22 protein-coding genes are annotated in these 20,848 nt (G+C 64.7%); 11 read left to right on the top strand and 11 right to left on the bottom strand.

What is annotated here, in order from left to right; translation table 11 throughout:
* Nucleotides 1-163 precede the first annotated feature (163 nt).
* Complete coding sequence (locus HNQ66_RS17500; protein ID WP_184145460.1) at nt 164-2,995, top strand: Rne/Rng family ribonuclease; 2,832 nt, start codon at nt 164-166, stop codon at nt 2,993-2,995.
* Nucleotides 2,996-3,129: 134 nt separating this feature from the next.
* Nucleotides 3,130-3,894, top strand: a complete 765-nt coding sequence (locus HNQ66_RS17495; protein WP_184145459.1) for an SDR family oxidoreductase — start codon at nt 3,130-3,132, stop codon at nt 3,892-3,894.
* A 68-nt stretch (nt 3,895-3,962) separates the two neighbouring features.
* Here HNQ66_RS17495 and HNQ66_RS17490 read toward each other — a convergent pair whose 3' ends face one another.
* A complete protein-coding gene (locus HNQ66_RS17490; RefSeq protein ID WP_184145458.1) occupies nt 3,963-5,102 on the bottom strand; it encodes a pyridoxal phosphate-dependent aminotransferase in 1,140 nt (379 codons plus the stop codon).
* 207 nt (nt 5,103-5,309) lie between these two features.
* On the opposite strand from HNQ66_RS17490, the gene HNQ66_RS17485 reads away from it, so the two are divergent.
* From HNQ66_RS17485 to aat, 5 genes are all read left to right on the top strand, one after another.
* Nucleotides 5,310-6,068, top strand: a complete 759-nt coding sequence (locus HNQ66_RS17485; RefSeq protein ID WP_184145457.1) for a DsbA family protein — start codon at nt 5,310-5,312, stop codon at nt 6,066-6,068.
* Nucleotides 6,069-6,217: 149 nt separating this feature from the next.
* Nucleotides 6,218-6,655, top strand: coding sequence for a type II 3-dehydroquinate dehydratase (gene aroQ, locus HNQ66_RS17480; protein ID WP_184145456.1), 438 nt, complete (start codon nt 6,218-6,220; stop codon nt 6,653-6,655).
* A 22-nt stretch (nt 6,656-6,677) separates the two neighbouring features.
* Entirely contained in the window at nt 6,678-7,142 is a 465-nt protein-coding gene (accB, locus tag HNQ66_RS17475; protein WP_184145455.1) for an acetyl-CoA carboxylase biotin carboxyl carrier protein, read from the top strand.
* 10 nt (nt 7,143-7,152) lie between these two features.
* A complete protein-coding gene (accC, locus tag HNQ66_RS17470) occupies nt 7,153-8,499 on the top strand; it encodes an acetyl-CoA carboxylase biotin carboxylase subunit (protein ID WP_184145454.1) in 1,347 nt (448 codons plus the stop codon).
* A 13-nt stretch (nt 8,500-8,512) separates the two neighbouring features.
* Nucleotides 8,513-9,127, top strand: coding sequence for a leucyl/phenylalanyl-tRNA--protein transferase (gene aat, locus HNQ66_RS17465; protein WP_184145453.1), 615 nt, complete (start codon nt 8,513-8,515; stop codon nt 9,125-9,127).
* A 159-nt stretch (nt 9,128-9,286) separates the two neighbouring features.
* On the opposite strand, the gene HNQ66_RS17460 is transcribed toward aat, so the two are convergent.
* From HNQ66_RS17460 to gatB, 4 genes are all read right to left on the bottom strand, one after another.
* Nucleotides 9,287-9,682, bottom strand: a complete 396-nt coding sequence (locus HNQ66_RS17460) for a DUF2155 domain-containing protein (RefSeq protein WP_246434339.1) — start codon at nt 9,680-9,682, stop codon at nt 9,287-9,289.
* Between the two features lie 137 nt (nt 9,683-9,819).
* Nucleotides 9,820-10,215, bottom strand: coding sequence for an NADH:ubiquinone oxidoreductase subunit NDUFA12 (locus HNQ66_RS17455; RefSeq protein ID WP_184145451.1), 396 nt, complete (start codon nt 10,213-10,215; stop codon nt 9,820-9,822).
* Between the two features lie 129 nt (nt 10,216-10,344).
* Nucleotides 10,345-10,845: a GNAT family N-acetyltransferase gene (locus tag HNQ66_RS17450; RefSeq protein WP_184145450.1), complete on the bottom strand. Its 501-nt coding sequence runs from the start codon at nt 10,843-10,845 to the stop codon at nt 10,345-10,347.
* Between the two features lie 4 nt (nt 10,846-10,849).
* A complete protein-coding gene (gene gatB, locus HNQ66_RS17445) occupies nt 10,850-12,352 on the bottom strand; it encodes an Asp-tRNA(Asn)/Glu-tRNA(Gln) amidotransferase subunit GatB (RefSeq protein ID WP_184145449.1) in 1,503 nt (500 codons plus the stop codon).
* A gap of 130 nt (nt 12,353-12,482) precedes the next feature.
* On the opposite strand from gatB, the gene HNQ66_RS17440 reads away from it, so the two are divergent.
* From HNQ66_RS17440 to HNQ66_RS17425, 4 genes are all read left to right on the top strand, one after another.
* Complete coding sequence (locus HNQ66_RS17440) at nt 12,483-12,788, top strand: DUF1294 domain-containing protein (RefSeq protein ID WP_184145448.1); 306 nt, start codon at nt 12,483-12,485, stop codon at nt 12,786-12,788.
* A gap of 57 nt (nt 12,789-12,845) precedes the next feature.
* Nucleotides 12,846-13,289 (top strand): Rrf2 family transcriptional regulator, encoded by a 444-nt coding sequence (locus tag HNQ66_RS17435; RefSeq protein ID WP_184145447.1) that lies wholly within the window; start codon nt 12,846-12,848, stop codon nt 13,287-13,289.
* 84 nt (nt 13,290-13,373) lie between these two features.
* Entirely contained in the window at nt 13,374-14,276 is a 903-nt protein-coding gene (locus tag HNQ66_RS17430; protein ID WP_184145446.1) for an NAD(P)/FAD-dependent oxidoreductase, read from the top strand.
* A gap of 191 nt (nt 14,277-14,467) precedes the next feature.
* The gene (locus HNQ66_RS17425) at nt 14,468-14,725 is read left to right on the top strand and encodes a YjhX family toxin (protein WP_184145445.1); all 258 of its coding nucleotides are present in this window, start codon (nt 14,468-14,470) and stop codon (nt 14,723-14,725) included.
* Nucleotides 14,726-14,758: 33 nt separating this feature from the next.
* On the opposite strand, the gene HNQ66_RS17420 is transcribed toward HNQ66_RS17425, so the two are convergent.
* From HNQ66_RS17420 to HNQ66_RS17395, 6 genes are all read right to left on the bottom strand, one after another.
* The gene (locus HNQ66_RS17420) at nt 14,759-15,271 is read right to left on the bottom strand and encodes a GNAT family N-acetyltransferase (RefSeq protein ID WP_184145444.1); all 513 of its coding nucleotides are present in this window, start codon (nt 15,269-15,271) and stop codon (nt 14,759-14,761) included.
* An 85-nt stretch (nt 15,272-15,356) separates the two neighbouring features.
* Nucleotides 15,357-16,886, bottom strand: coding sequence for an ArnT family glycosyltransferase (locus HNQ66_RS17415; protein WP_184145443.1), 1,530 nt, complete (start codon nt 16,884-16,886; stop codon nt 15,357-15,359).
* Nucleotides 16,847-17,914, bottom strand: a complete 1,068-nt coding sequence (locus tag HNQ66_RS17410; RefSeq protein ID WP_246434336.1) for a glycosyltransferase — start codon at nt 17,912-17,914, stop codon at nt 16,847-16,849. Before HNQ66_RS17410 ends, HNQ66_RS17415 begins: the two co-directional genes overlap by 40 nt.
* Nucleotides 17,915-18,038: 124 nt before the next feature.
* Nucleotides 18,039-19,520, bottom strand: coding sequence for an Asp-tRNA(Asn)/Glu-tRNA(Gln) amidotransferase subunit GatA (gene gatA, locus HNQ66_RS17405; protein ID WP_184145441.1), 1,482 nt, complete (start codon nt 19,518-19,520; stop codon nt 18,039-18,041).
* A gap of 45 nt (nt 19,521-19,565) precedes the next feature.
* Nucleotides 19,566-19,853, bottom strand: a complete 288-nt coding sequence (gatC, locus tag HNQ66_RS17400) for an Asp-tRNA(Asn)/Glu-tRNA(Gln) amidotransferase subunit GatC (RefSeq protein ID WP_184145440.1) — start codon at nt 19,851-19,853, stop codon at nt 19,566-19,568.
* Between the two features lie 226 nt (nt 19,854-20,079).
* Entirely contained in the window at nt 20,080-20,784 is a 705-nt protein-coding gene (locus tag HNQ66_RS17395; RefSeq protein WP_184145439.1) for a metal-dependent hydrolase, read from the bottom strand.
* Nucleotides 20,785-20,848 lie beyond the last annotated feature (64 nt).

The following is a 20,848-nucleotide window of genomic DNA, read 5'->3' as shown; positions in this document are numbered from 1 at the left end:
GGTATCGGGACGCTCGCGTGCCCGCCGCCCTCCGGCCGCTCACCCCTCACCGGGGCCTGACGGGAACTTACTTATCCGGCGCATCCCACTCCTCCCCCGGCTCATCCCTCCTAGGGAACAGCTTGCCGCACGGATTGCGGCTGCGCCGAGGAGCTCAATCTACATGGCAGAGAAAATGCTTATCGATGCGTCTCACGCTGAGGAGACGCGGGTTGTCGTCGTACGCGGGAACCGCATAGAAGAATTCGACTTCGAGTCCCAATACAAGAAACAGATCCGCGGCAATATCTACCTTGCCAAGGTCACGCGCGTCGAACCGTCGCTCCAGGCGGCCTTCGTCGACTACGGCGGCAACCGCCACGGCTTCCTGGCCTTCGCCGAAATCCACCCGGATTACTACCAGATCCCGCTTGCCGACCGTCAGGCCCTCCTGAGGGCCGAGGCCGAGGAGCATCGACGCGACGACGACATCGAGCATGTCGAGACCGCCGGCGACCGTTCCGAGGAGAGCGAGGCACCGGCCGAGGCCGAAGCCGCCGCCGTCGAGGAGACGCCGGTCGAGGCCGTAGCCGAACCCGAGGTCGTCGAGGCCTCCGCCGATCTGGCCGAGGAAGCCCCGGCCGAAAAGCCGAAGAAGCCGCGCCGCACCCGCAAGGCCAAGGCGAAGACCGAGGACGCCCCGGCCGCCGAAGAGGCCGCCGCCCCCTCCGAAGGCAGCGACGACGAGACGCCCGGCGGCGCGATGGCCATGGCCGTCGACACCGATGAGGTCTCCGAGCCCGCCGAACGCAAGCGCGGCCGCCGCCGGCGCGACGAAGACGAGGATGACGACGACCACAACGGCGAGGAAAAGGAAGTCATCGAATCCGTCGGCGCCGAAGACGCCATGGAAGAGGTTCCGGACCGCGTCCAGCGCAAGCCGCGCAAGCAGTACCGCATCCAGGAAGTCATCAAGCGCCGCCAGATCCTGCTCGTGCAGGTCGCCAAGGAAGAGCGCGGCAACAAGGGCGCGGCGCTGACCACGTACCTGTCGCTCGCCGGCCGCTACTCCGTCCTGATGCCGAACACGGCGCGCGGCGGCGGCATTTCCCGCAAGATCACCAACCTGCAGGACCGCAAGCGCCTGAAGGAGATCGCCCGCGATCTGGAAGTTCCCCAGGGCATGGGCGTCATTCTGCGCACCGCCGGCGCCAACCGCACCCGCGTCGAGGTCAAGCGCGACTTCGAATACCTGATGCGCCTTTGGGAGAACGTCCGCACGCTCACCCTCGCCTCCACGGCGCCCTGCCTCGTCTACGAGGAAGGCTCGCTCATCAAGCGCTCGATCCGCGACCTCTACAACAAGGACATCAGCGAGATCGTCGTTGCCGGCGAGGAAGGCTACAAGGAGGCGAAAGCCTTCATGAAGATGCTGATGCCGAGCCACGCGAAGGTCGTCCAGCCCTATCGCGACGTGCATCCGATCTTCTCGCGCTCGGGCATCGAAGCCCAGCTCGACCGCATGCTGCAGCCGCAGGTGACGCTGAAGTCCGGCGGCTACATCATCATCAACCAGACCGAGGCGCTCGTCTCGATCGACGTCAACTCCGGCCGCTCGACGCGCGAGCACTCCATCGAGGAGACCGCGCTGCAGACGAACCTGGAAGCGGCGGAAGAAGTCGCGCGCCAGCTTCGCCTGCGCGACCTTGCCGGCCTCGTCGTCATCGACTTCATCGACATGGAGGAGAAGCGCAACAACCGGGCCGTCGAGAAGCGCCTGAAGGACCATCTCAAGAACGACCGCGCGCGCATCCAGGTCGGCCGCATCTCGCATTTCGGCCTGCTCGAAATGTCGCGCCAGCGCATCCGCGCCTCCGTTCTCGAATCGACCATGCAGACCTGCCCGCACTGCAACGGCACGGGGCACATCCGCTCGCAGTCGTCCGTCGCGCTGCATGTCCTGCGCGGCATCGAGGAATATCTCCTCAAGAACACGACGCACAACATCACCGTCCGCACCACGCCGGACATCGCGCTCTACCTCCTCAACCACAAGCGCGGCACGATCATCGACTATGAGGCCCGCTTCGGCGTCGCCATCATCATCGAGGCGGATGCCCATGTCGGCGCGCAGCACTTCGCTGTCGACCGCGGCGAGCCCGTCGAGAACCCGGTCAAGATCGAACAGCTCATGCATTTCGAGCCCGAGCCGGAAGAAGACGACGTCGTGATCGAGGAGGAGATCGACGAGGAAGAGGACGAGGCCCGTCCCGCCGCGGCAGCCCAGGCCGCGCAGTCGGCCGCCTCCGACGAGAACGGCCGCAAGCGCAAGCGCCGCCGCCGCCGTCGCGGCAAGGGCCGCGAGAACGGCGAAGGCACCGACACGGCCTCCTTCGGCGGCGAGCAGGCGGGCGATGAAGACACGCTCGACGGCGACGACGAGGATGGCGACGGCGAGGAAGGTCAGGACGGCGCACAGGCCTCCGATTCCGAGCCCCGCCGCAAGCGCCGCCGCCGCGGCAAGCGCGGTGGCCGCCGCAATCGTCCCGAGGACGAGGGTTCCGCCGATGCCGAAGGCGCCGATGGCGAGGATGAAGGCGACGACGAGGGCGAAGAGATCGCCGCCGTCGAAGCCGAAACCATCGAGGTAGCGGCCGCTCCCGAGGAAGCGCCGGCAGAAGTCGTCGCCGAAGAGGCGCCGGCCAAGCCGAAGCGGGCCCGCCGCAGCCGCGCCAAGGCTACTGCCGAGGACGTCGCGCCGGACGAAGCCGCCCGCAGCGAAGTCGAGGCGCAGCCCGTCGCCGTCGTGGAAGAAGCCGCTCCGGCCGAGCCGGAAGTCGAGGAGGCCTCCGCCGACCTCGAAGAGCCGGCCAAGCCCGTCCGCGCCAACCGCGACATCAACAAGATCGCTTCCGAGCCGGTGGTGAAGTCGTCCACGACGAAGGAAGCCACGCCGGAAGACGAACCGGATAAGCCCAAGAAGGGCGGCTGGTGGCAGCGCCGCGGCTTCTTCTGAGACGCCTGTCTTAGCCGATGAATTTGAAAGGCCCGGTTTCGACCGGGCCTTTTGCTTTCATGCGGAAATCGGGTGGCTGCCTGCCTGCCCTTCTGCGACACCCGCGGTCGTCAGAAACCAGCAGGGAGACATCCGTGACCCGCCTCGACGACAAGGTCGCCATCATCACCGGCGCAAGCTCCGGCATCGGCCGCGCCGCCGCCCTCCTCTTTTCCCGCAAGGGTGCAAAACTCGTGCTCTCATCGCGCGGGCGCGACCGGCTGGAGGCGGTGGCCGGCGAGGTCCGCGCGGCCGGCGGCAGCGCCATCGCCCTTGCCGGCGACGTCGCCGACGAAGCGCATCACCGGGACCTTGTCGATGCCGCGAAGGCGGAATTCGGCGGCCTCGACATCGCCTTCAACAATGCCGGCACGACGGGACCCGTCGGCCCGCTGCCCGACCTTTCCATGGAGGACTGGCAGGGCGTCCTCGGCGCCAATCTCACGAGCGGCTTCCTTGCCGCCAAGCATCAGTTGCCGGCGCTGGAGGCACGCGGCGGCGGCTCGCTGGTCTTCACCTCCACCTTCGTCGGCCATACGGCGGGCTTTCCGGGGCTTGCGGCCTATGCCGCCTCGAAATCGGGCCTCATCGGCCTCGTGCAGGTGCTCGCCTCGGAATACGGGCCGAAGGGCATCCGCGTGAACGCGCTGTTGCCGGGCGCCACGGACACGCCGATGGGGCGGGAAGTGGCGGCGACGCCCGAGGCACGCGCCTTCGTGGCGGGCCTCAACGCCTTCAAGCGCATGGCCGAGCCGGAGGAGATCGCCGAGGCGGCGCTTTTCCTCGCCGCGCCGGCCTCCAGCTTCATGACCGGCACGGCCATGCTGGTGGACGGCGGCGTCTCGATCAACCGCGTGTGAGAAAGTGATTCACCTTCCTGAAAGATCGATTCCGCTTTGCGCCGCAACGCCTTGAAGCGGAATCCTTTTCAGCCGAGCCAGCGCGCGAGGCGGTCGACCGCCTCGCTCATCTCCTCGAAGGAACCGGCATAGGAAAAGCGCATCGTGTGATGGCCGTCCTTCGGATCGAAGTCGATGCCGGGCGTCGCCGCCACGTCGGTCTCGGCCAGCATGCGGCGGGCGAAGGCCATGCTGTCATTAGTGAAGCGGCTGACATCGACATAGGCGTAGAAGGCCCCGTCCATCGGCGAGGCGACGGAGAAGCCGAGCTCCGGCAGGCGCTTGACGAGGAAATCGCGGTTCGCGCGGTAAGCGTCGCGATAGACGTTCAGCTCCGCCTCCGCGCCGAGCGCCGCTTCCGCCGCGATCTGCGAGAGTTCGGGCGCGGAGATATAGAGGCTCTGGGCAATGCGCTCGACGGGGCGCACCAGCGTTTCCGGCAGCACCATCCAGCCGATCCGCCAGCCGGTCATGCAATAGTATTTCGAGAACGAGTTGATGATGACGGCATCCTCGCCGAACTCCAGCGCCGTCGCCTCCTCGCCGACGAAGGTGAGGCCGTGATAGATCTCGTCCGAGATGAAGGCGATACCGTTCTCCCGGCAATAGGCCGAGAGCGCGGCGAGGTTCGCCCGCCCCGTCACCGTGCCGGTGGGATTGGCGGGGCTTGCCAGCAGCACGCCGTCGATGCGGCCCGCGGCCTCAAGCGCCTCCGGCGTCAGCGTGAAGCCGTTTTCGGCGCTCACCTCGATCTCCACCGTCTCGATGCCGAGCGCGGCGAGGATGTTGCGATACGCCGGATAGCCGGGACGCGCGATGGCGACACGGTCGCCGGCATCGAAGAGGGCGAGGAAGGCGAGGTTGAAGCCGGCCGACGAGCCCGTCGTGATGGCGATACGGCCGGGATCGACCGAAACGCCGTGGCGTTCCCGGTAGAAATCCGAAATGGAGCGGCGCAGCGAAAGCAGGCCGAGCGCATCCGTATAGCCGATACGGCCGATCTCCAGCGCCCTGCGCGCTGCCTGACGGGCCGCCCCGGGCGCCGGATGCACGGGCTGGCCGACGGCCATGGAGATGACCGGCCGGCCGCTCGCGCGCCGCTTCGTCGCCTCGGCGAGCACGTCCATGGCGTGGAAGGGTTCGACGGCCCCGCGGCGGGAGAGTTTCATGGCTTGCCTTTCTGCGCTTCCGGTCCGCCGCCTTCCTGCCGCAAGACGCCGCTCTTCACAATCCCGCGAGGGCCGAAAATCCGCCGCTTTTGCCCTGTCGTTTGCAAGGCTTGCGTCATAAGGTCGTTGAAAGCCCGCCCCCGGCATTGACGCGGCGGCGCGGGCAATGGCACTTCTGCGGCGCATCACGACGAGGACAGGACAAAGATGATTTTCAAGACGAAGCTCGCGGCCACCGTTGCCCTTGCCATCACGGTCGCAGCCCCCCTTCCCGCCCTCGCGCTCGACGACGCGCAGAAGAAGGAGTTCGGCGACTTCATCAAGGAATACCTCGTCGAGAACCCGGAAATCCTCATCGACGTGCAGGAAGCCCTGCAGAAGAAGCAGGCGGCGCAGCAGCAGGCCAAGGCCGAGGCCGTCATCACCGACAACGAGAAGACGATCTTCTCCTCGCCCTACGATATCGCCCTCGGCAATCCGAAGGGCGACGTCACCATCGTCGAGTTCTTCGACTACAATTGCGGCTACTGCAAGCGGGCGCTGCCGGACATGGACGCGATCCTGAAGGACGACAAGAACGTCCGCTTCGTCCTCAAGGAACTGCCGATCCTCGGCCCCGATTCGCTCGCCGCCCACAAGGTGAGCGCCGCCGTGCGCGACCTCGCGCCGGAAAAATACGGCGCGTTCCACCGGGCGCTGCTCGGCGGGGAAGGCCGCGCGACGGAGGAGAGCGCCATCGCGATCGCTTCCGGCATGGGCATTTCCGAGGCGGACATCCGCAAGACCATGGCCGACAAGCCGCATGACGACGCCGTGCGCCAGGCCTATTCGCTGGCGAACGACCTCGGCATCACCGGCACGCCGTCCTATGTCGTGGGCCAGGAAATGGTGTTCGGCGCGGTCGGCGAAGAGGACCTTCGCGAAAAGATCGCCAACGTGCGCGCCTGCGGCAAGGCAACCTGCTGATTTCGCCATCTTCCTGCCATGCTGGCCGTGTTGAGCGCTTGGCTTGTGGACATCGGCCCTTTCGACCGGCAAAGCCCCTGCCCTTGGGGCTTTCCCTGCGGGAACCGCCGGTCTATAGGTAGTCCTCTATCCAGCATGCGGAATTGCGAATGGCTCTACCCCTTTTCGTGCTCAACGGCCCCAACCTCAACGCACTCGGCAAGCGCGAGCCCGGTATCTACGGCGGCCACACGCTCGCCGACATCGAGGCGCTCTGCAAGGCGGAGGGCGAGAAGCTGGGCTTTGCCGTCGACTTCCGCCAATCCAACCACGAAGGCGATCTGGTCGACTGGATCCATGAGGCCGGCGACGTTGCCGCCGGCATCGCCATCAACGCCGGTGCCTATACCCACACCTCGCTCGCCCTGCATGACGCCATCCGCGCCATCAAGATCCCGGTGGTCGAGCTGCACCTTTCCAACGTGCATGCCCGTGAGGAATTTCGCCACAAGTCGATGATCGCGCCCGCCGTGAAGGGCGTCATCTGCGGCTTCGGCGCGCATAGCTATATCCTCGCGCTCCATGCGCTCTCATCCATCACGACATAAGAAGAACCAGAGGCTCACTTCCATGGCTGAAAAGAAACACGGCATCGATCAGGCTCTGATCCGCGATCTCGCCAACATCCTCAACGAGACGGACCTGACCGAGATCGAAGTGGAGCAGGACGACCTGCGCATCCGCGTCTCGCGCGCCGGCACGCCGCAATATGTCCAGGCCCCGATCGCCGCTCCCGCCCTCAGCGCGGCCCCGGCCGCCGCGCCCGCCGCAGCGGCAGCCCCCGCCGACGCCCGCAACAACAAGAACGCCGTGACGGCGCCGATGGTGGGCACGGCCTACCTCTCGCCCGCCCCGGGCGCCCGCGCCTTCGTCGAAGTCGGCGCAAGCGTCAAGGAAGGCCAGACCATCCTCATCATCGAAGCCATGAAGACGATGAACCAGATCCCCGCGCCGCGCTCAGGCAAGGTCACCGAAATCCTCGTCTCGGATGCAAGCCCGGTCGAATACGGCGAACCGCTGATCGTCATCGAATAAGGCGGGTCCCATGATCTCCAAAGTCCTCATTGCCAACCGCGGCGAAATCGCCCTTCGGGTCCTTCGGGCCTGCAAGGAGCTGGGCATCGCCACGGTCGCCGTGCATTCGACGGCCGATGCCGATGCCATGCATGTGCGCCTTGCCGACGAGAGCGTGTGCATCGGCCCGCCGCCCTCGCGCGAAAGCTACCTCAACATCCACCAGATCGTCGCCGCCTGCGAGATCACCGGCGCCGACGCCGTGCATCCGGGCTACGGCTTCCTGTCGGAGAACGCCAAGTTCGCGGAAATTCTCGACGCGCACGGCATCACCTTCATCGGGCCGACGGCGGAGCACATCCGCATCATGGGCGACAAGATCACCGCCAAGCAGACGGCGCAGGAACTCGGCATCCCCGTCGTTCCGGGCTCCGACGGCGAGGTGAAGCCGGAGAACGCGCTGGAAGTCGCCCGCAAGATCGGCTTCCCCGTGCTCATCAAGGCCACCGCCGGCGGCGGCGGGCGCGGCATGAAGGTCGCAAGGACCGAAGCCGACCTCGACGAAGCCGTCTCGACCGCCCGTTCCGAAGCGCTCGCCGCCTTCGGCAACGACGCCGTCTACATGGAAAAGTACCTCGGCAAGCCGCGCCACATCGAAATCCAGGTCGTCGGCGACGGCATGGGCAACGCGGTGCACCTCGGCGAGCGCGACTGCTCGCTGCAGCGCCGCCACCAGAAGGTCTGGGAAGAAGCCAATTCCCCGGCCCTCAATGTCGAGCAGCGCATGAAGATCGGCCAGATCTGCGCCGACGCCATGAAGAAGCTGAAATACCGCGGCGCCGGCACGGTGGAGTTCCTCTACGAGAACGGCGAGTTCTATTTCATCGAGATGAACACGCGCCTGCAGGTGGAGCATCCGATCACCGAGGCCATCACCGGCATCGACCTCGTGCACGAGCAGATCCGCGTCGCCTCCGGCGCCGGCCTCTCCGTGGAGCAGAAGGACATCGTCTTCTCGGGCCATGCCATCGAGTGCCGCATCAACGCCGAGGACCCGCGCACCTTCGTTCCCTCGCCGGGCACGATCACGCATTTCCATGCGCCGGGCGGCCTTGGCGTGCGCGTCGATTCGGGCGCCTATCAGGGCTATCGCATCCCGCCCTACTACGACAGCCTGATCGGCAAACTCATCGTGCACGGGCGCACCCGCGTCGAATGCATGATGCGCCTGCGCCGCGTGCTCGACGAGTTCGTCATCGACGGCATCAAGACGACGCTGCCGCTGTTCCAGGACCTCATCGGCAACCAGGACATCGCCAACGGCGACTACGACATCCACTGGCTGGAAAACTACCTGGCCAGCAAGACCGACGCCTGAGAGGGCGCCGGTCATGGCAGGGCGGCGCAGCAGGCACCCGGAGATCACCCCGGAACTCCTCCTGCGCGCCTATTCCATCGGCCTCTTCCCGATGGCCGATTCGGCGGACGACCCGGAGCTTTTCTGGGTCGAGCCGGACATGCGGGGCGTCATCCCGCTCGATGGCTTCCACGTCTCGCGCAGCCTCGCCAGGACGATCCGCAGGAAACCTTTCGACATCCGTTTCGACACCGCCTTCGACGCGGTGGTGGCCGCCTGCGCCGAGGCCGCGCCGGACCGGCCGTCGACCTGGATCAACGCGAAGATCAAGTCGCTCTACGGCACGCTCCACCGCATGGGCCATGCGCACTCCGTCGAGGCTTGGGAGGGCGACACGCTCGTCGGTGGCCTCTACGGCGTCTCGCTGGGCGCTGCCTTCTTCGGCGAGAGCATGTTCTCCCGGCGCACGGACGCCTCCAAGATCTGCCTCGTCCATCTGGTGGAACGGCTGAAGGAACGCGGCTTCCGCCTGCTCGACACGCAGTTCACCACCGAGCACCTGAAGACGTTCGGGGCGATCGACGTGCCGAAGATCGAGTACGAGGACATGCTGGCGGGCGCGCTGGCCTCGCCGCATTTGCCGTTCTGACGGTCGTGCCGTGGATCCTCGGGTCAAGCCCGAGGATGACGCAAGAAGAGAGAATTGCGATAAAAGCAGCGTGGCCTATGCCGCGCCAGTCGACGGAAGGAAACCTCCTCCCCTCCGTCATCCTCGGGCTCGACCCGAGGATCCACGCGTCACGGAACCTTACTCGGCCTTCGCCTGAGAATCATCCGGCGGCGGGACGTCGGACTTCGCCTTGCACTCGGTCAGCCACACGTCGTAGACGGGGTGCTCCACGGCGTTGAGGCCGGGGCTGTCGGCGAACATCCAGCCGGTGAAGATGCGGCGGATCTTGCGGTCGAGCGTGATCTCGTCAACCTCGACGAAGGAGGTGATCTTCTGCGCCTCGGTATCGTCGCGGCTGTAGCAGACCTTCGGCGTCACCTGCAGCGCGCCGAACTGCACGGTCTCGCCGATATAGACATCGAAGCTGGTGATGCGGCCGGTGATCTTGTCGATGCCGGAAAAGGTGGCGACGGGATTTTCGATGCGCGCGGCCTTGGAGGGCATGGGCGCCATGGCGATGCCGGCAGCCGCCATTGCGAGCGCGACCGAAAGAAGCCGCCGCCCTGCCCTTGCCGTCGAAAAGCCGATTGTCATCGATGCCGTCTCCTGCGCTCCGCGCCGGCCTTTGCCGGCCCGTTCGGAGCTACCGGCGAAATGTGGCCAAATCGGTGTCAGTTGCCCGGCGTCCAGGCATCGTAGTCGCCCGTCACGCGCGGACGCTCGCCGGCAGCGGCAATCGAGCCCGGCGGGCGATAGGCCTGGGCGGTGCCGGTGGGGTTCTTGCGGTGCGGCTGTTCCCACTCGCGCGCCTTGTAATCCTCGTCGGCCGGGGAAACGTCGGTGCGGTGGTGCATCCAGCCGTGCCAGCCGGCCGGAATGGCCGAGGCTTCGGCGTAACCATTGTAGATCACCCAGCGGCGCGTGCGCCCCTCGGAATCCTTGCCGCCCTGATAATAGACGTTGCCGAACTCATCCTGTCCGACCCGGGTGCCGAAGCGCCAGGTGTGAAAGCGGGTGCCGATCGTCTGACCGTTCCACCAGGTGAAGATCTGCTTGAGAAGGTTCATGGGCTGGCGTCCTTGGCAGGGCCATGCCGGAAGCGCGGCCCGAGACTGATATTTTCTTCCGCTTATGGCGCGGCGGGGCCGGAATGTCCAGCGATTCCCGCGCCTTCGCATGGGGCTTTTCGCCGCTTTTCAGCTGCCGAGCGGCTTCTCGTAGACGTGCAGCGGCACGCCGGAAACGTCGTCCGCCGTGTGCCTGGCCTCGCCGACCTTGGCAAAGCCGTGCGCCAGATAGAAGGCGACCGCCGCTTCGTTGCGCGGATCGACCTCCAGCAGCATGGCATTGGCATCGGGAAAACAGGTCTCGAGCTCGGCGAACATGTCGCGGCCGATGCCCTGCCGCTGGTAGCGCGGCAGCACGTAGAGCTGGTGCAGCAGCGCCGTCTTCGGCCGGTCCTTCGCCATGGCGACATAGCCCATGCCGGCGAACTCCCTGCCGTTGTCGGCGACGACGAACTCGCTGTCTTTCCGCTCCAGCCGGGCCTTCAGCGCCGGCACGGAATGCCAGCGCGCCGTGATCTCGCTCACCTTGTCCGCGCCGTAGAGGCCGTCATAGGTCGCGTGCCACGTCTCGGCCAGAAGCGCGCTGACCTTCGCCAGATCACGCTCCGAGGCAGTACGGACAAAAAACACCGGGTTACTCCTCGATGCCGAGCTTGGCCTTGACGAGGGCCTGCACGGCCTGCGGGTTGGCCTTGCCGCCCGTCGCCTTCATCACCTGGCCGACGAACCAGCCGGCAAGCGTGGGCTTGGCCTTGACCTTCTCGACCTGGTCGGGGTTCGCGGCGATGATCTCGTCCACGGCCTTCTCGATGGCGCCGGTATCGGTCACCTGCTTCATGCCGCGCGCCTCGACGATCTCCGCCGGGTTACCGCCCTCGTTCCAGACGATCTCGAAGAGGTCCTTGGCGATCTTGCCGGAGATGGTGCCGTCCTTGATGAGATCGATGATGCCGCCGAGCTGGTCGGGCGAAACCGGAGTCTCTTCAATGGCTTTGCCGTCCTTGTTCAAGGCGCCGAGCAGGTCGTTGATGACCCAGTTGGCGGCAATCTTGCCGTCGCGGCCGGCGGCGACGGCCTCGTAATAATCGGCGATCGCCTTTTCCGAGACGAGCACCGAGGCGTCATAGACCGAAAGGCCGAGATCCTTGACGAAGCGCAGCTTCTTGTCGTCCGGCAGTTCCGGCAGGTCGGCGAGAAGCGAGGCGACGAAGGCGTTGTCGAATTCGAGCGGCAAGAGGTCCGGATCGGGGAAATAGCGGTAGTCGTGCGCGTCTTCCTTGGAGCGCATGGAGCGCGTCTCGCCCTTGCCCGGATCGAAGAGGCGGGTTTCCTGGTCGATGGAACCGCCGTCTTCCAGAATGCCGATCTGGCGGCGGGCCTCATATTCGATGGCCTGGCCGATGAAGCGGATGGAGTTGACGTTCTTGATCTCGCAGCGCGTGCCGAAGGGCTCGCCCGGACGGCGTACCGAGACGTTGACGTCGGCGCGCATGGAGCCCTCGTCCATGTTGCCGTCGCAGGTGCCGAGGTAGCGCACGATGGAGCGCAGCTTCGTCATATAGGCCTTGGCCTCGTCCGAAGAGCGCATGTCCGGCTTGGAGACGATCTCCATCAGCGCCACGCCCGAGCGGTTGAGGTCGACATAGGACATGGTCGGATGCTGGTCGTGCATCGACTTGCCGGCGTCCTGCTCGAGGTGCAGGCGCTCGATGCCGATCTCGATATCCTCGAAATTGCCCTGGCGATCCGGGCCGAGCGAGATGACGATCTTGCCCTCGCCGACGATCGGGTCCTTGAACTGCGAGATCTGGTAGCCCTGCGGCAGGTCCGGATAGAAGTAGTTCTTGCGGTCGAAGATCGAGCGGTGGTTGATCTGGGCTTTGAGGCCGAGGCCCGTGCGCACCGCCTGCCGGACGCACTCGATGTTGATGACCGGCAGCATGCCGGGCATGGCGGCATCGACAAGCGAGACATTGGCGTTCGGCGCCTTGCCGAACTCGGTGGAGGCGCCGGAGAAGAGCTTGGAATTGGACAGGACCTGCGCATGCACCTCCATGCCGATGATGACTTCCCAGTCGCCGGTGGCGCCGGGGATCAAGCGTTTCGGATCGGGGGTGCGGACGTCGACGAGGGTCATTGCAGGCTCTTTTTGTGGTGTCTTCGGTGCTGTCTCGGTAGAACATATGGGCAGGCGGCGCAAGGTTTTCAGCGGGTGCCGCCGACCCTCGTTAGCCAAGCCGCAAGGTTGACCGGCTATAAAGCGCGCCATGGGCACGACAGCAACGCTTTTCGTCATCTTCCTCCTCTTCAACGTCGTCACGTTCTGCCTCTACTGGTGGGACAAGGAAGCGGCGCGGGACGGCCACTGGCGCGTTTCCGAGGCACGGCTGCTGCAGTTCGCCTTCCTCGGCGGCAGTCTCGGCGCCTTCGCCGCGCAACGCCTGCTACGGCACAAGACGCGCAAGGAGCCATTCCGCACGCAACTGATGGCGATCCTCGTTCTGCACGCCGCGCTCGTGCCGGCGGCGCTGATCTTCGGCCCCACCCTGCTCGATATGCTGCGTGCCGGCTGAGCGGCCTCTTGCCGGCGCGTGTTGACATGCGGGCGAATTCGTAACTATTATTGTTACATGAAGAGAAACAGCCGACTTTCCGCCGTCCTCCATGCACTCATGCACATGGCCGAGCGCGAGGCGCCGATGACCTCGGAAGACCTCGCCTTCTGCCTCGACACCAATGCCGTCGTCGTTCGGCGCACCATGGCCGGGCTTCGCGATGCCGGCATCGTGCAGTCCGGCCGCGGGCATGGCGGCGGCTGGCACTTTGCCCGGCCGCTCGCCGACATCTCGTTGCTCGACATCTACAATGCGCTCGGAGAGCCTATCGTCTTCCAGATCGGCCCGGCGACGGAGATGCCGGGCTGCGCGGTCGAGCAATCCGTCAACCGGGTGATCGGCGATGCCCTGAAGGATGCCGAGGCGATCCTGATGGCGCGCTTCGCCGCCACGACGCTTGCCGACCTTGCCGCCGATTTCCGGATGGCGGCGCAACACTGCCGGGCCGATACCGGCTAGCGGCGACCAATTCCCAAGACCTGCATCGAACGGCCGGCACCTGCCGGGCGAACGATGCCGCACGCTCTACAGAAAGGATCTACCATGACCGAAGATGCCATCATCATCGGCGGGGGCTTTGCCGGCCTTTCCGCCGCCCTGCAGCTTGCCCGCGCCCGCCGGCGCATCACCGTTCTCGACACCGGCGAGCCGCGCAACCGCTTCGCCGCCCGTTCGCACGGCTTCCTCGCGCAGGACGGCAGGCCGGGACGCGATATCCTCGCGGAAGCCCGCCGGCAGCTTTACGCCTACGATACCGTCACCTTCCGCGATGCACCGGCCGAGCGGCTGGACGGCGAAAGGGACGGCTTTTCCGTCGTCACCGGCGACGGCGGACGGATCGAGGGGCGGCGCGTGCTGCTCGCCACCGGCTTCGAGGACCGGCTGCCCGATATTCCCGGCCTTGCAGAGCGCTGGGGCAGGACGGTGCTGCATTGCCCCTACTGCCACGGCTACGAGGTGGGCGGCGGCCCCGTCGGGGTGCTGGCCCGCACCGCCGAAGCGGCCCGCTTTGCCGCCGTGGTCGCCGACTGGGGCGACGTCACGCTTTTCACCAACATGGTGCCGGAGCCGGACGAGGAGGCGCTTGCCGTACTCGCCGCCCGAAAGGTCAGGCTCCGGCCCGGCCGCGTCACCGCCATTGCCGACGGGCCGGACGGCATGCTCTCCGTCGAGACGGGCCCCGGCATCCCGACGCTGGTGAAGGCGCTCTTCGTGATGCCCGAGGCGCGCGTGCGCAGCGACATTCCCGCCGAGCGCGGCCTGAAGCTGAAGGAAACGCCGGTCGGCAGCATCCTTGCAACCGACGACACGGGCCAGACCTCCCTGCCCGGCCTCTATGCCGCCGGCGACATCGCGCTCGGCGCGGCCAACATCTCGCTCGCCTCGGCCAATGGCGTGAAGACAGCGGTGTTCCTGCACCATTCGCTGATCTGGCCGTCGCATTGACCTTCCCGGCTCTCCCGGTTATCCCGGGATATCCGCAAATGGAGTTTTGATGTCCAACTCGTCCGAGACCTGCTGAGGACCCTGCCCGCAACGCTTTGCGCGCAGGGTCGGAAAAACGATGAGCCTGCCGCCCTCAGGGCGGCGGAACGTTTTTTCGCGTTCATCCGAACGCCGGACGGATTCTCAAGACAATGGACATTTCCCGCGCCGAACAGCGCATTCTCCACCTGCTCGCCCAGGGCGGCAGGATCGACATCGAAAAAGACGAAACGAAAACGATCGTGGCCGTGACCTGCGTCACCCGCGAGGGCTGGCGGGCCGGCGGGCTCGACATCGAGCTCTTCCGCAAGCTGAAACGCCGGCGGTGCATCGCCTCCTCCGGCGGCAGGCCCTATCGCATCACCCAGCGCGGGCTGGAACTGGTGCGCTCGCAGTTGAACAACCGCTAGGCAGCCGGGAGGGGCGGCGAAGGCCGCCTCTCCTCAAAACCCACCCGGCCCGTAGCCGACCGGCTCGTCAGCGACGAGCTGCCGGTGGAGGCCGATCGATTCGACGTCGCGGTCGAGGCGCGGGGAATAATCGACGGAAAGCCAGCTCACCGAATAGCCGTGCTTCTGGAAGAAGCCGACGGCGGCAGAATTGCGCGCATGGGTCTGGAGCCGCGCGGCCTCGAAGCCGGCCGCGACGATCTCCGCTTCCATCGCGGCAAGGAGCGCGGCGCCGAGCCCCTTGCGCTGCCGTGGCGGATCGACCCAGAGATCGGTGATCTCGTCGTCCAGCGCCTCGCGGGAAGCCCAGCCGGCGGGAACGCCGTCCGCCTCGGCGAGGGTGACGCGCAGCCAATGGTTGGCAAGGAACTGCTGGAAGGCGTTGCGCGCATGCTCGCGCCGCATCTGGAGGTCGACGGCGCCCGTCACGGCCTGTTCCCAGGCACGCACGCCGATCTCGATCAGGCCCGGCACATCCTCTTCAAGGGCATTGCGAACGGTGATCATGCAGCCACCAAAGCATCAAGAACCTTAACCAAGCGGTCGGTGCCGCTCCGTTTGTAATTGTCCTCCGGTTGGATCCCGGTGACAATCAGTGTCGAAGCAAACGGTATGGAGAGATGTCTGTTCCAGTGTCAGTATAAACGGGATAAGGCCCGCAACTGTCGTCCGATACAAGGTACTTCGCAATCTCGGTCGATGTATCCGCGATGCTGATCTTGTAGTACCGCTGCATATAGGTGTGCAGAGCCCAGTCCTCCAACACCTTACCGCAAGCACTGATCGTTTCATCGCACGGCATCGCACCACTGCAGACCACGTCAACAATCTTGCGTGCAGTCATGATGGTCTGCCGATCCACGCCGAGGCGACCCACGTTCACGCCGACGACGACAACGCCTAAAGCGAGCGCGCCGATCGACGCCATCCACAAGCGGCTTTGCCCCTTCTCCCGAAGTTTTCCGAGGCCTTCCATCAGAACGGGTGCGCACAATGCGCACAAACCGGCAGAAAAATACGGAAGGGAGGGGTTGAAGTAAAAATTCGCGACGCGCGGACTGATGGCTATTGGAAGAGACGCCGAACATCCTACCAACAGCAGGAACACCGACCGCTGTAATCGATCACGGCGCAAAGCTGGATCGATACTCGCCCTCCGCCAGAGGCTCCCTGCTGCAAAGACCAATGCCAGAATCAAAAGCGAATAGCCATTGCCAAGTAGGATTTTTCGGAAGGCGGCCAAGCCGCCACCATTGTATCCGCGTTCTCCAACCAGGCTGGACAGCAATTGAGCAGATAGATAGCGCTGCGAAGCTTCCCGGGATTCATCAAAAGACCAAAGCAGCAGGAAGAACAGCACGATAACGCCAGCAATGATGATGCTATCCAAGACAACGGCACTAAATGCCGGTCGGCGAAGCGCCATCCAGTAAAGCATCGGCGCCGCCCACGGAAACAGGCCGACAGGCCCCTTCGTCAAAAGCGCGAGCACAATCGCCACGCCGGCACCGAAGACGAGAGCCATCCGCCTTATTGCAGAAGCATTCAGACGTGCATCATAGGCCGTGACGACGAGAAGGATGGCGCACAGGGTAAAAACTGTGAGCAGATTCTCCAGCATTCCATTGGCAAATCCCCAGTTCACGCGCCCCGCCACAAGCGTCATGAAAAGCGCGAGCGGCGCGGCGCGCTGCATGAGCGGGTCGCCATCATGCAATCGGGTCCAGATCTTGAACAGAAGCATTCCCGAAACTGCGAACGTCAGTAGAGAAAAGCTTTTTTCGACCGCAATCGTATCACCGAAAACCATGAACCCCAGAGATTCAAGCCACATCATAAGTGGCGGATGCTCCGAAAAGACGGCAAAGAGAGTGTTCGAAAAGTGCAGTCTCCAAGCAGAGCCGGTGCCTTCCGCGAGGTTCCTCGCCAAAGAGGCGTATATGCCCCCGTCAAAGAAAAAAGACTGATGAACCAATTTGCGAAGCAACAGCACGCAAACGGAAGCAGCCAGCAGCATCCACAACGACGCAATTACCTTGCCCTTCGGCGCGATGGTGTCTGGAGTTGCCGAGACTGAAGCATTCATTTCCAGATAAACCGATTTGCTATCACGAATTTCCAAACCGTATCAATGGCGATACCGGCAAGCGTAGCAAAAAACACCACATGGACCAGCCGCTCATAGGCCAACGTGGCGGCTGAGACATTGGCGACAATCCCGACCGCGGAAACAGCCAGAAACTTCAAATAGCCCCAGAATTTTCGCGCTCCCCGCAACCTTCTATCTTGGAACGTCAGAAGATTGTTGAGAAGGAAGTTACTAGTGGCGGCCACCAGGGTCGCCATCGATTGCGCAACCATAAACGGCGCCGACATCGCCAACGCGGTGTAAAGCACCGCAAAGTGAACAAAGACGCCCGAACCGCCAACGAACAGAAATGATATGAGATTAACGGGCAGGAAGCCCCCCGTTAGCTTGCTCAACAGGAAGGTTATGAACTTCCATACAACATAGATATCGAGCTTGGATTCGCCGTGAAGCCGCTTGCCGAAGTCAAACGGCACTTCGCCATGACGCAAGTTCTTGTTGGAATACAATATATCCAAGAGCAACTTGAAGCCTGGATCTCCCAAATGCGGGGCCACATCGAGAAAACTGCGGCGACGTATGAGGAAAAAGCCAGTGAGAGGATCCGCAAGCTTACGCCCAAGAACGAAGCCGCTCAGCCAGTTACCAAAAGTCGACAGCCTGTGGCGAAGCGGCGAGAGCCCTTCAAGCGGCTGTTGGGCATCGAGACGGCGTGCAGCGCTTACGATCTCGAGGTTATCCTGCTCCATGCGAGTGACCATTTCGACAAGAACTGCCGGATCGTGCTGACCGTCGACATCCATGACGCAAATCAGATCGCCGCGAGCGGATAGCATTCCCTGGATACTCGATTTTGCAAGACCGCGATCCTCCAGTCGGATGATCGTCCTCACGCGGGCATCCTCTTTTGCGTAATCGAATGCTTTTTGCGCAGTTCCGTCCGCGGAGTTGTCGTCCACAAACAATATTTCCCAATCAAAGGCTTCAAGCGTCGATTTCACGCGCTCGATGAAAGGAACGACGTTTCCAGATTCATTGTAGGTCGGGGCGACGATCGACAAGCGTTTGGGTGGCACAGTTGGACCTGATAGATGTTTCCCCGCGCCTAGCAGAGCGGAAAAGTAAAATCCACCAAAATTCGCACGAAAGATGTGGGGCGGCCCTGACAGCCCCCCCCTGTCGAGACTACCACCACTTGGTCGGCGAGAAGCGGCCGGCGGCCTTCTCTATGACATGGGCCGTCTTGAAGAGGGTTTCCTCCTCGAAGGGCTTGCCGATGAGCTGGAGGCCGAGCGGCAGGCCCTTGTGGTCGAGGCCGGCGGGGACGGAAAGGCCCGGCAGGCCCGCCATGTTCACCGTCACCGTGAAGATGTCGTTGAGGTACATCTTCACCGGATCGGAGGCGAGGTCCTCGTCGGCGATGCCGAAGGCCGACGACGGCGTGGCCGGCGTCAGGATGGCGTCGACGCCGGCGTTGAAGGCGAGCTCGAAGTCGCGCTTGATGAGCGTGCGCACCTTCTGCGCCTGCAGGTAATAGGCGTCGTAGTAGCCGGCCGAGAGCACATAGGTGCCGATCATGATGCGGCGCTTGACCTCGGTGCCGAAGCCGGCGGCGCGGGTCTTCTCATACATGTCGATGATGTCCTTGCCGTCGACGCGCAGGCCGTAGCGCACGCCGTCGTAGCGGGCAAGGTTCGAGGAGGCTTCGGCCGGGGCGACGATGTAATAGGCCGGAAGGGCGTATTTCGTGTGCGGCAGGGAGATGTCGATGACGTCGGCGCCGGCATCCTTCAGCCAGGCGATGCCCTGCTGCCAGAGCGCCTCGATCTCCTCCGGCATGCCGTCGACGCGGTATTCGCGCGGAATGCCGATGCGCATGCCCTTCAGCGACTGGCCGAGCGAGGCTTCGTAATCCGGCACCGGCAGGTCCACGGAGGTCGTGTCCTTGGCGTCGACGCTGGCCATGGATTTGAGGAGGATCGCCGCGTCGCGCACGTCGCGGGCGATGGGGCCGGCCTGGTCCAGCGAGGAGGCGAAGGCGACGACGCCCCAGCGCGAGCAGCGGCCATAGGTCGGCTTGATGCCGACGGTGCCGGTGAAGGCGGCCGGCTGGCGGATCGAGCCGCCGGTATCCGTTGCGGTCGCACCCGCGCACAGGAACGCGGCGACGGCGGCGGCCGAGCCGCCCGAGGAGCCGCCCGGCACGAGGTCGGCGTTGGAGCCCTTGGCGCGCCACGGGTTCTTGACCGCGCCGTAATAGGAGGTCTCGTTGGAGGAGCCCATGGCGAACTCGTCCATGTTCAGCTTGCCGAGCATGACGGCGCCGTCGTTCCACAGATTCTGCGTGACGGTCGATTCGTAGCGCGGCTTGAAGCCGTCGAGGATGTGGCTTGCCGCCTGCGTGTGGACGCCCTCGGTGGCGAAGAGGTCCTTGATGCCGAGCGGAATGCCTTCCAGGCTGCCTGCCCTGCCGGCGGCGATGCGGTCGTCGGAGGCTTTCGCCATCTCCCGCGCCTTTTCCGGCGTGACGGCGACATAGGCGTTGATCGCCGGGTTCGCCGCTTCGATCGCGGAAAGATACGCGTCCGTCAGCTCGACGGCCTTGATCTCCCCGGCGGAGAGTTTCTCGCGGGCTTCGGCAATGGTGAGGCGGGTGAGGTCGGTCATGGAAGAACTACTTTCGGAAGCGGAGGCTCTGGCGGCTAAGGGGCGTTACTCGACGACCTTCGGAACCTGGAAGAAGTTGCGGTCGGAGGCCGGCGCGTTGGCGACGATGTCGTCGGCCTTGTTGCCGTCGTTGACGACGTCCTCGCGCTTCCGCATCTCCATGGGCGTGACGGAGGTCATCGGCTCGACGCCTTCGACATTCACCTCGGAAAGCTGCTCGACGAAGCCGAGGATGCCGTTCAGCTCGCCCGTCATGCGGTTTGCCTCTTCCTCGCTGACGGCGATGCGGGCAAGGCGCGCGACGCGCTTCACGGTTGCTATATCTACGGACATGGACGGTCTCCGATGGGAAATTTCCCCTTCGCTATACTGACCAAGCCCAAGGGGCGCAACGGGGAATGCGGGCAAACTGGCCCCTCACCCTAACCCTCTCCCCGCAAGCGGGGAGAGGGAACGTGCCTTGCTAACGGGTATTGGTTGGGGAAAGGGACGCAACAGGTCCCCTTCGCCCCGCCTGCGGGGAGAAGGTGGCCGGCAGGCCGGATGAGGGACGGCACCTTCAGCGCGACACCGAGCCGCCGGGCTCCGGCACCTCGATCTTCGTGGAGGCGCCGTCCATGGCCTGCACGAAGAGGTCGGCCGTCTGGTCGATGATGCCGAAGGAGCCGTAGTGGCAGGGAAGGACGGTGTCGAAGTCGAGGAAGCGCTGGCAGGCGAGCGCGGCGACGGCCCCGCCCATCGTGAAGCGGTCGCCGATCGGCACGAGGCCGATTTCCGGCCGGTGCAACTCGTTGATCAGCGCCATGTCGGAAAAGATGTCCGTGTCGCCCATGTGGTAGAGCGTCGGCTCGTCCTCGAAATGCAGGACGAGGCCGTTGGCGTTGCCGAGCGAATGGGAGACGCCGTCCTCGGTGATCTGCGCGGAGGAATGCAGCGCGTTGACGAATGTGGTGGAGAAGCCGTCGAAATGCACCGTGCCGCCGGTATTGCCCATGTCGATCTTCTCCACACCCTTCGCACCGAGCCAGGCGGCAAGGTCGGCGTTCGCCAGCACCGTCGCGCCGGTCTCCTTCGCGATCGCGATCGTATCGCCGACATGGTCGCCATGGCCGTGCGTCAGCAGGATATGGGTGAGGCCGGCGACGGCGTCCTTGCGGGTCGCCTCGTCGAAGGCGGGATTGCCGGTGAAGAACGGGTCGATCAGGATTTTCGCCTTCGCCGTTTCGATGCGGAAGGCGGAGTGGCCGAGCCAGGTGATTTTCATGTCTGTTCTCCCGTTTGGATTCGCCACGCAATATAGTCCCGGCGAAGGCCGTTTCCATCCGCCG

Origin of the sequence: Shinella fusca, from assembly GCF_014203155.1 — a bacterium.
Lineage (GTDB): Bacteria > Pseudomonadota > Alphaproteobacteria > Rhizobiales > Rhizobiaceae > Shinella > Shinella fusca.
The sequence above is the reverse complement of the archived record's forward strand: the minus strand, read 5'-3'. Positions and strand labels throughout refer to the sequence as shown.

What these genes read in the sequence shown, in the direction of transcription:
- aat (WP_184145453.1), top strand. Translation starts at nt 8,513, where the DNA reads ATGGCAGGGCGGCGCAGCAGGCACCCGGAGATCACCCCGGAACTCCTC.
- aroQ (WP_184145456.1), top strand. Translation starts at nt 6,218, where the DNA reads ATGGCTCTACCCCTTTTCGTGCTCAACGGCCCCAACCTCAACGCACTC.
- gatA (WP_184145441.1), bottom strand. Translation starts at nt 19,520, where the DNA reads ATGACCGACCTCACCCGCCTCACCATTGCCGAAGCCCGCGAGAAACTC.
- gatB (WP_184145449.1), bottom strand. Translation starts at nt 12,352, where the DNA reads ATGACCCTCGTCGACGTCCGCACCCCCGATCCGAAACGCTTGATCCCC.
- accB (WP_184145455.1), top strand. Translation starts at nt 6,678, where the DNA reads ATGGCTGAAAAGAAACACGGCATCGATCAGGCTCTGATCCGCGATCTC.
- HNQ66_RS17500 (WP_184145460.1), top strand. Translation starts at nt 164, where the DNA reads ATGGCAGAGAAAATGCTTATCGATGCGTCTCACGCTGAGGAGACGCGG.
- HNQ66_RS17395 (WP_184145439.1), bottom strand. Translation starts at nt 20,784, where the DNA reads ATGAAAATCACCTGGCTCGGCCACTCCGCCTTCCGCATCGAAACGGCG.
- HNQ66_RS17455 (WP_184145451.1), bottom strand. Translation starts at nt 10,215, where the DNA reads ATGAACCTTCTCAAGCAGATCTTCACCTGGTGGAACGGTCAGACGATC.
- accC (WP_184145454.1), top strand. Translation starts at nt 7,153, where the DNA reads ATGATCTCCAAAGTCCTCATTGCCAACCGCGGCGAAATCGCCCTTCGG.
- HNQ66_RS17485 (WP_184145457.1), top strand. Translation starts at nt 5,310, where the DNA reads ATGATTTTCAAGACGAAGCTCGCGGCCACCGTTGCCCTTGCCATCACG.
- HNQ66_RS17425 (WP_184145445.1), top strand. Translation starts at nt 14,468, where the DNA reads ATGGACATTTCCCGCGCCGAACAGCGCATTCTCCACCTGCTCGCCCAG.
- HNQ66_RS17435 (WP_184145447.1), top strand. Translation starts at nt 12,846, where the DNA reads ATGAAGAGAAACAGCCGACTTTCCGCCGTCCTCCATGCACTCATGCAC.
- HNQ66_RS17460 (WP_246434339.1), bottom strand. Translation starts at nt 9,682, where the DNA reads ATGGCGGCTGCCGGCATCGCCATGGCGCCCATGCCCTCCAAGGCCGCG.
- HNQ66_RS17490 (WP_184145458.1), bottom strand. Translation starts at nt 5,102, where the DNA reads ATGAAACTCTCCCGCCGCGGGGCCGTCGAACCCTTCCACGCCATGGAC.
- gatC (WP_184145440.1), bottom strand. Translation starts at nt 19,853, where the DNA reads ATGTCCGTAGATATAGCAACCGTGAAGCGCGTCGCGCGCCTTGCCCGC.
- HNQ66_RS17420 (WP_184145444.1), bottom strand. Translation starts at nt 15,271, where the DNA reads ATGATCACCGTTCGCAATGCCCTTGAAGAGGATGTGCCGGGCCTGATC.
- HNQ66_RS17440 (WP_184145448.1), top strand. Translation starts at nt 12,483, where the DNA reads ATGGGCACGACAGCAACGCTTTTCGTCATCTTCCTCCTCTTCAACGTC.
- HNQ66_RS17430 (WP_184145446.1), top strand. Translation starts at nt 13,374, where the DNA reads ATGACCGAAGATGCCATCATCATCGGCGGGGGCTTTGCCGGCCTTTCC.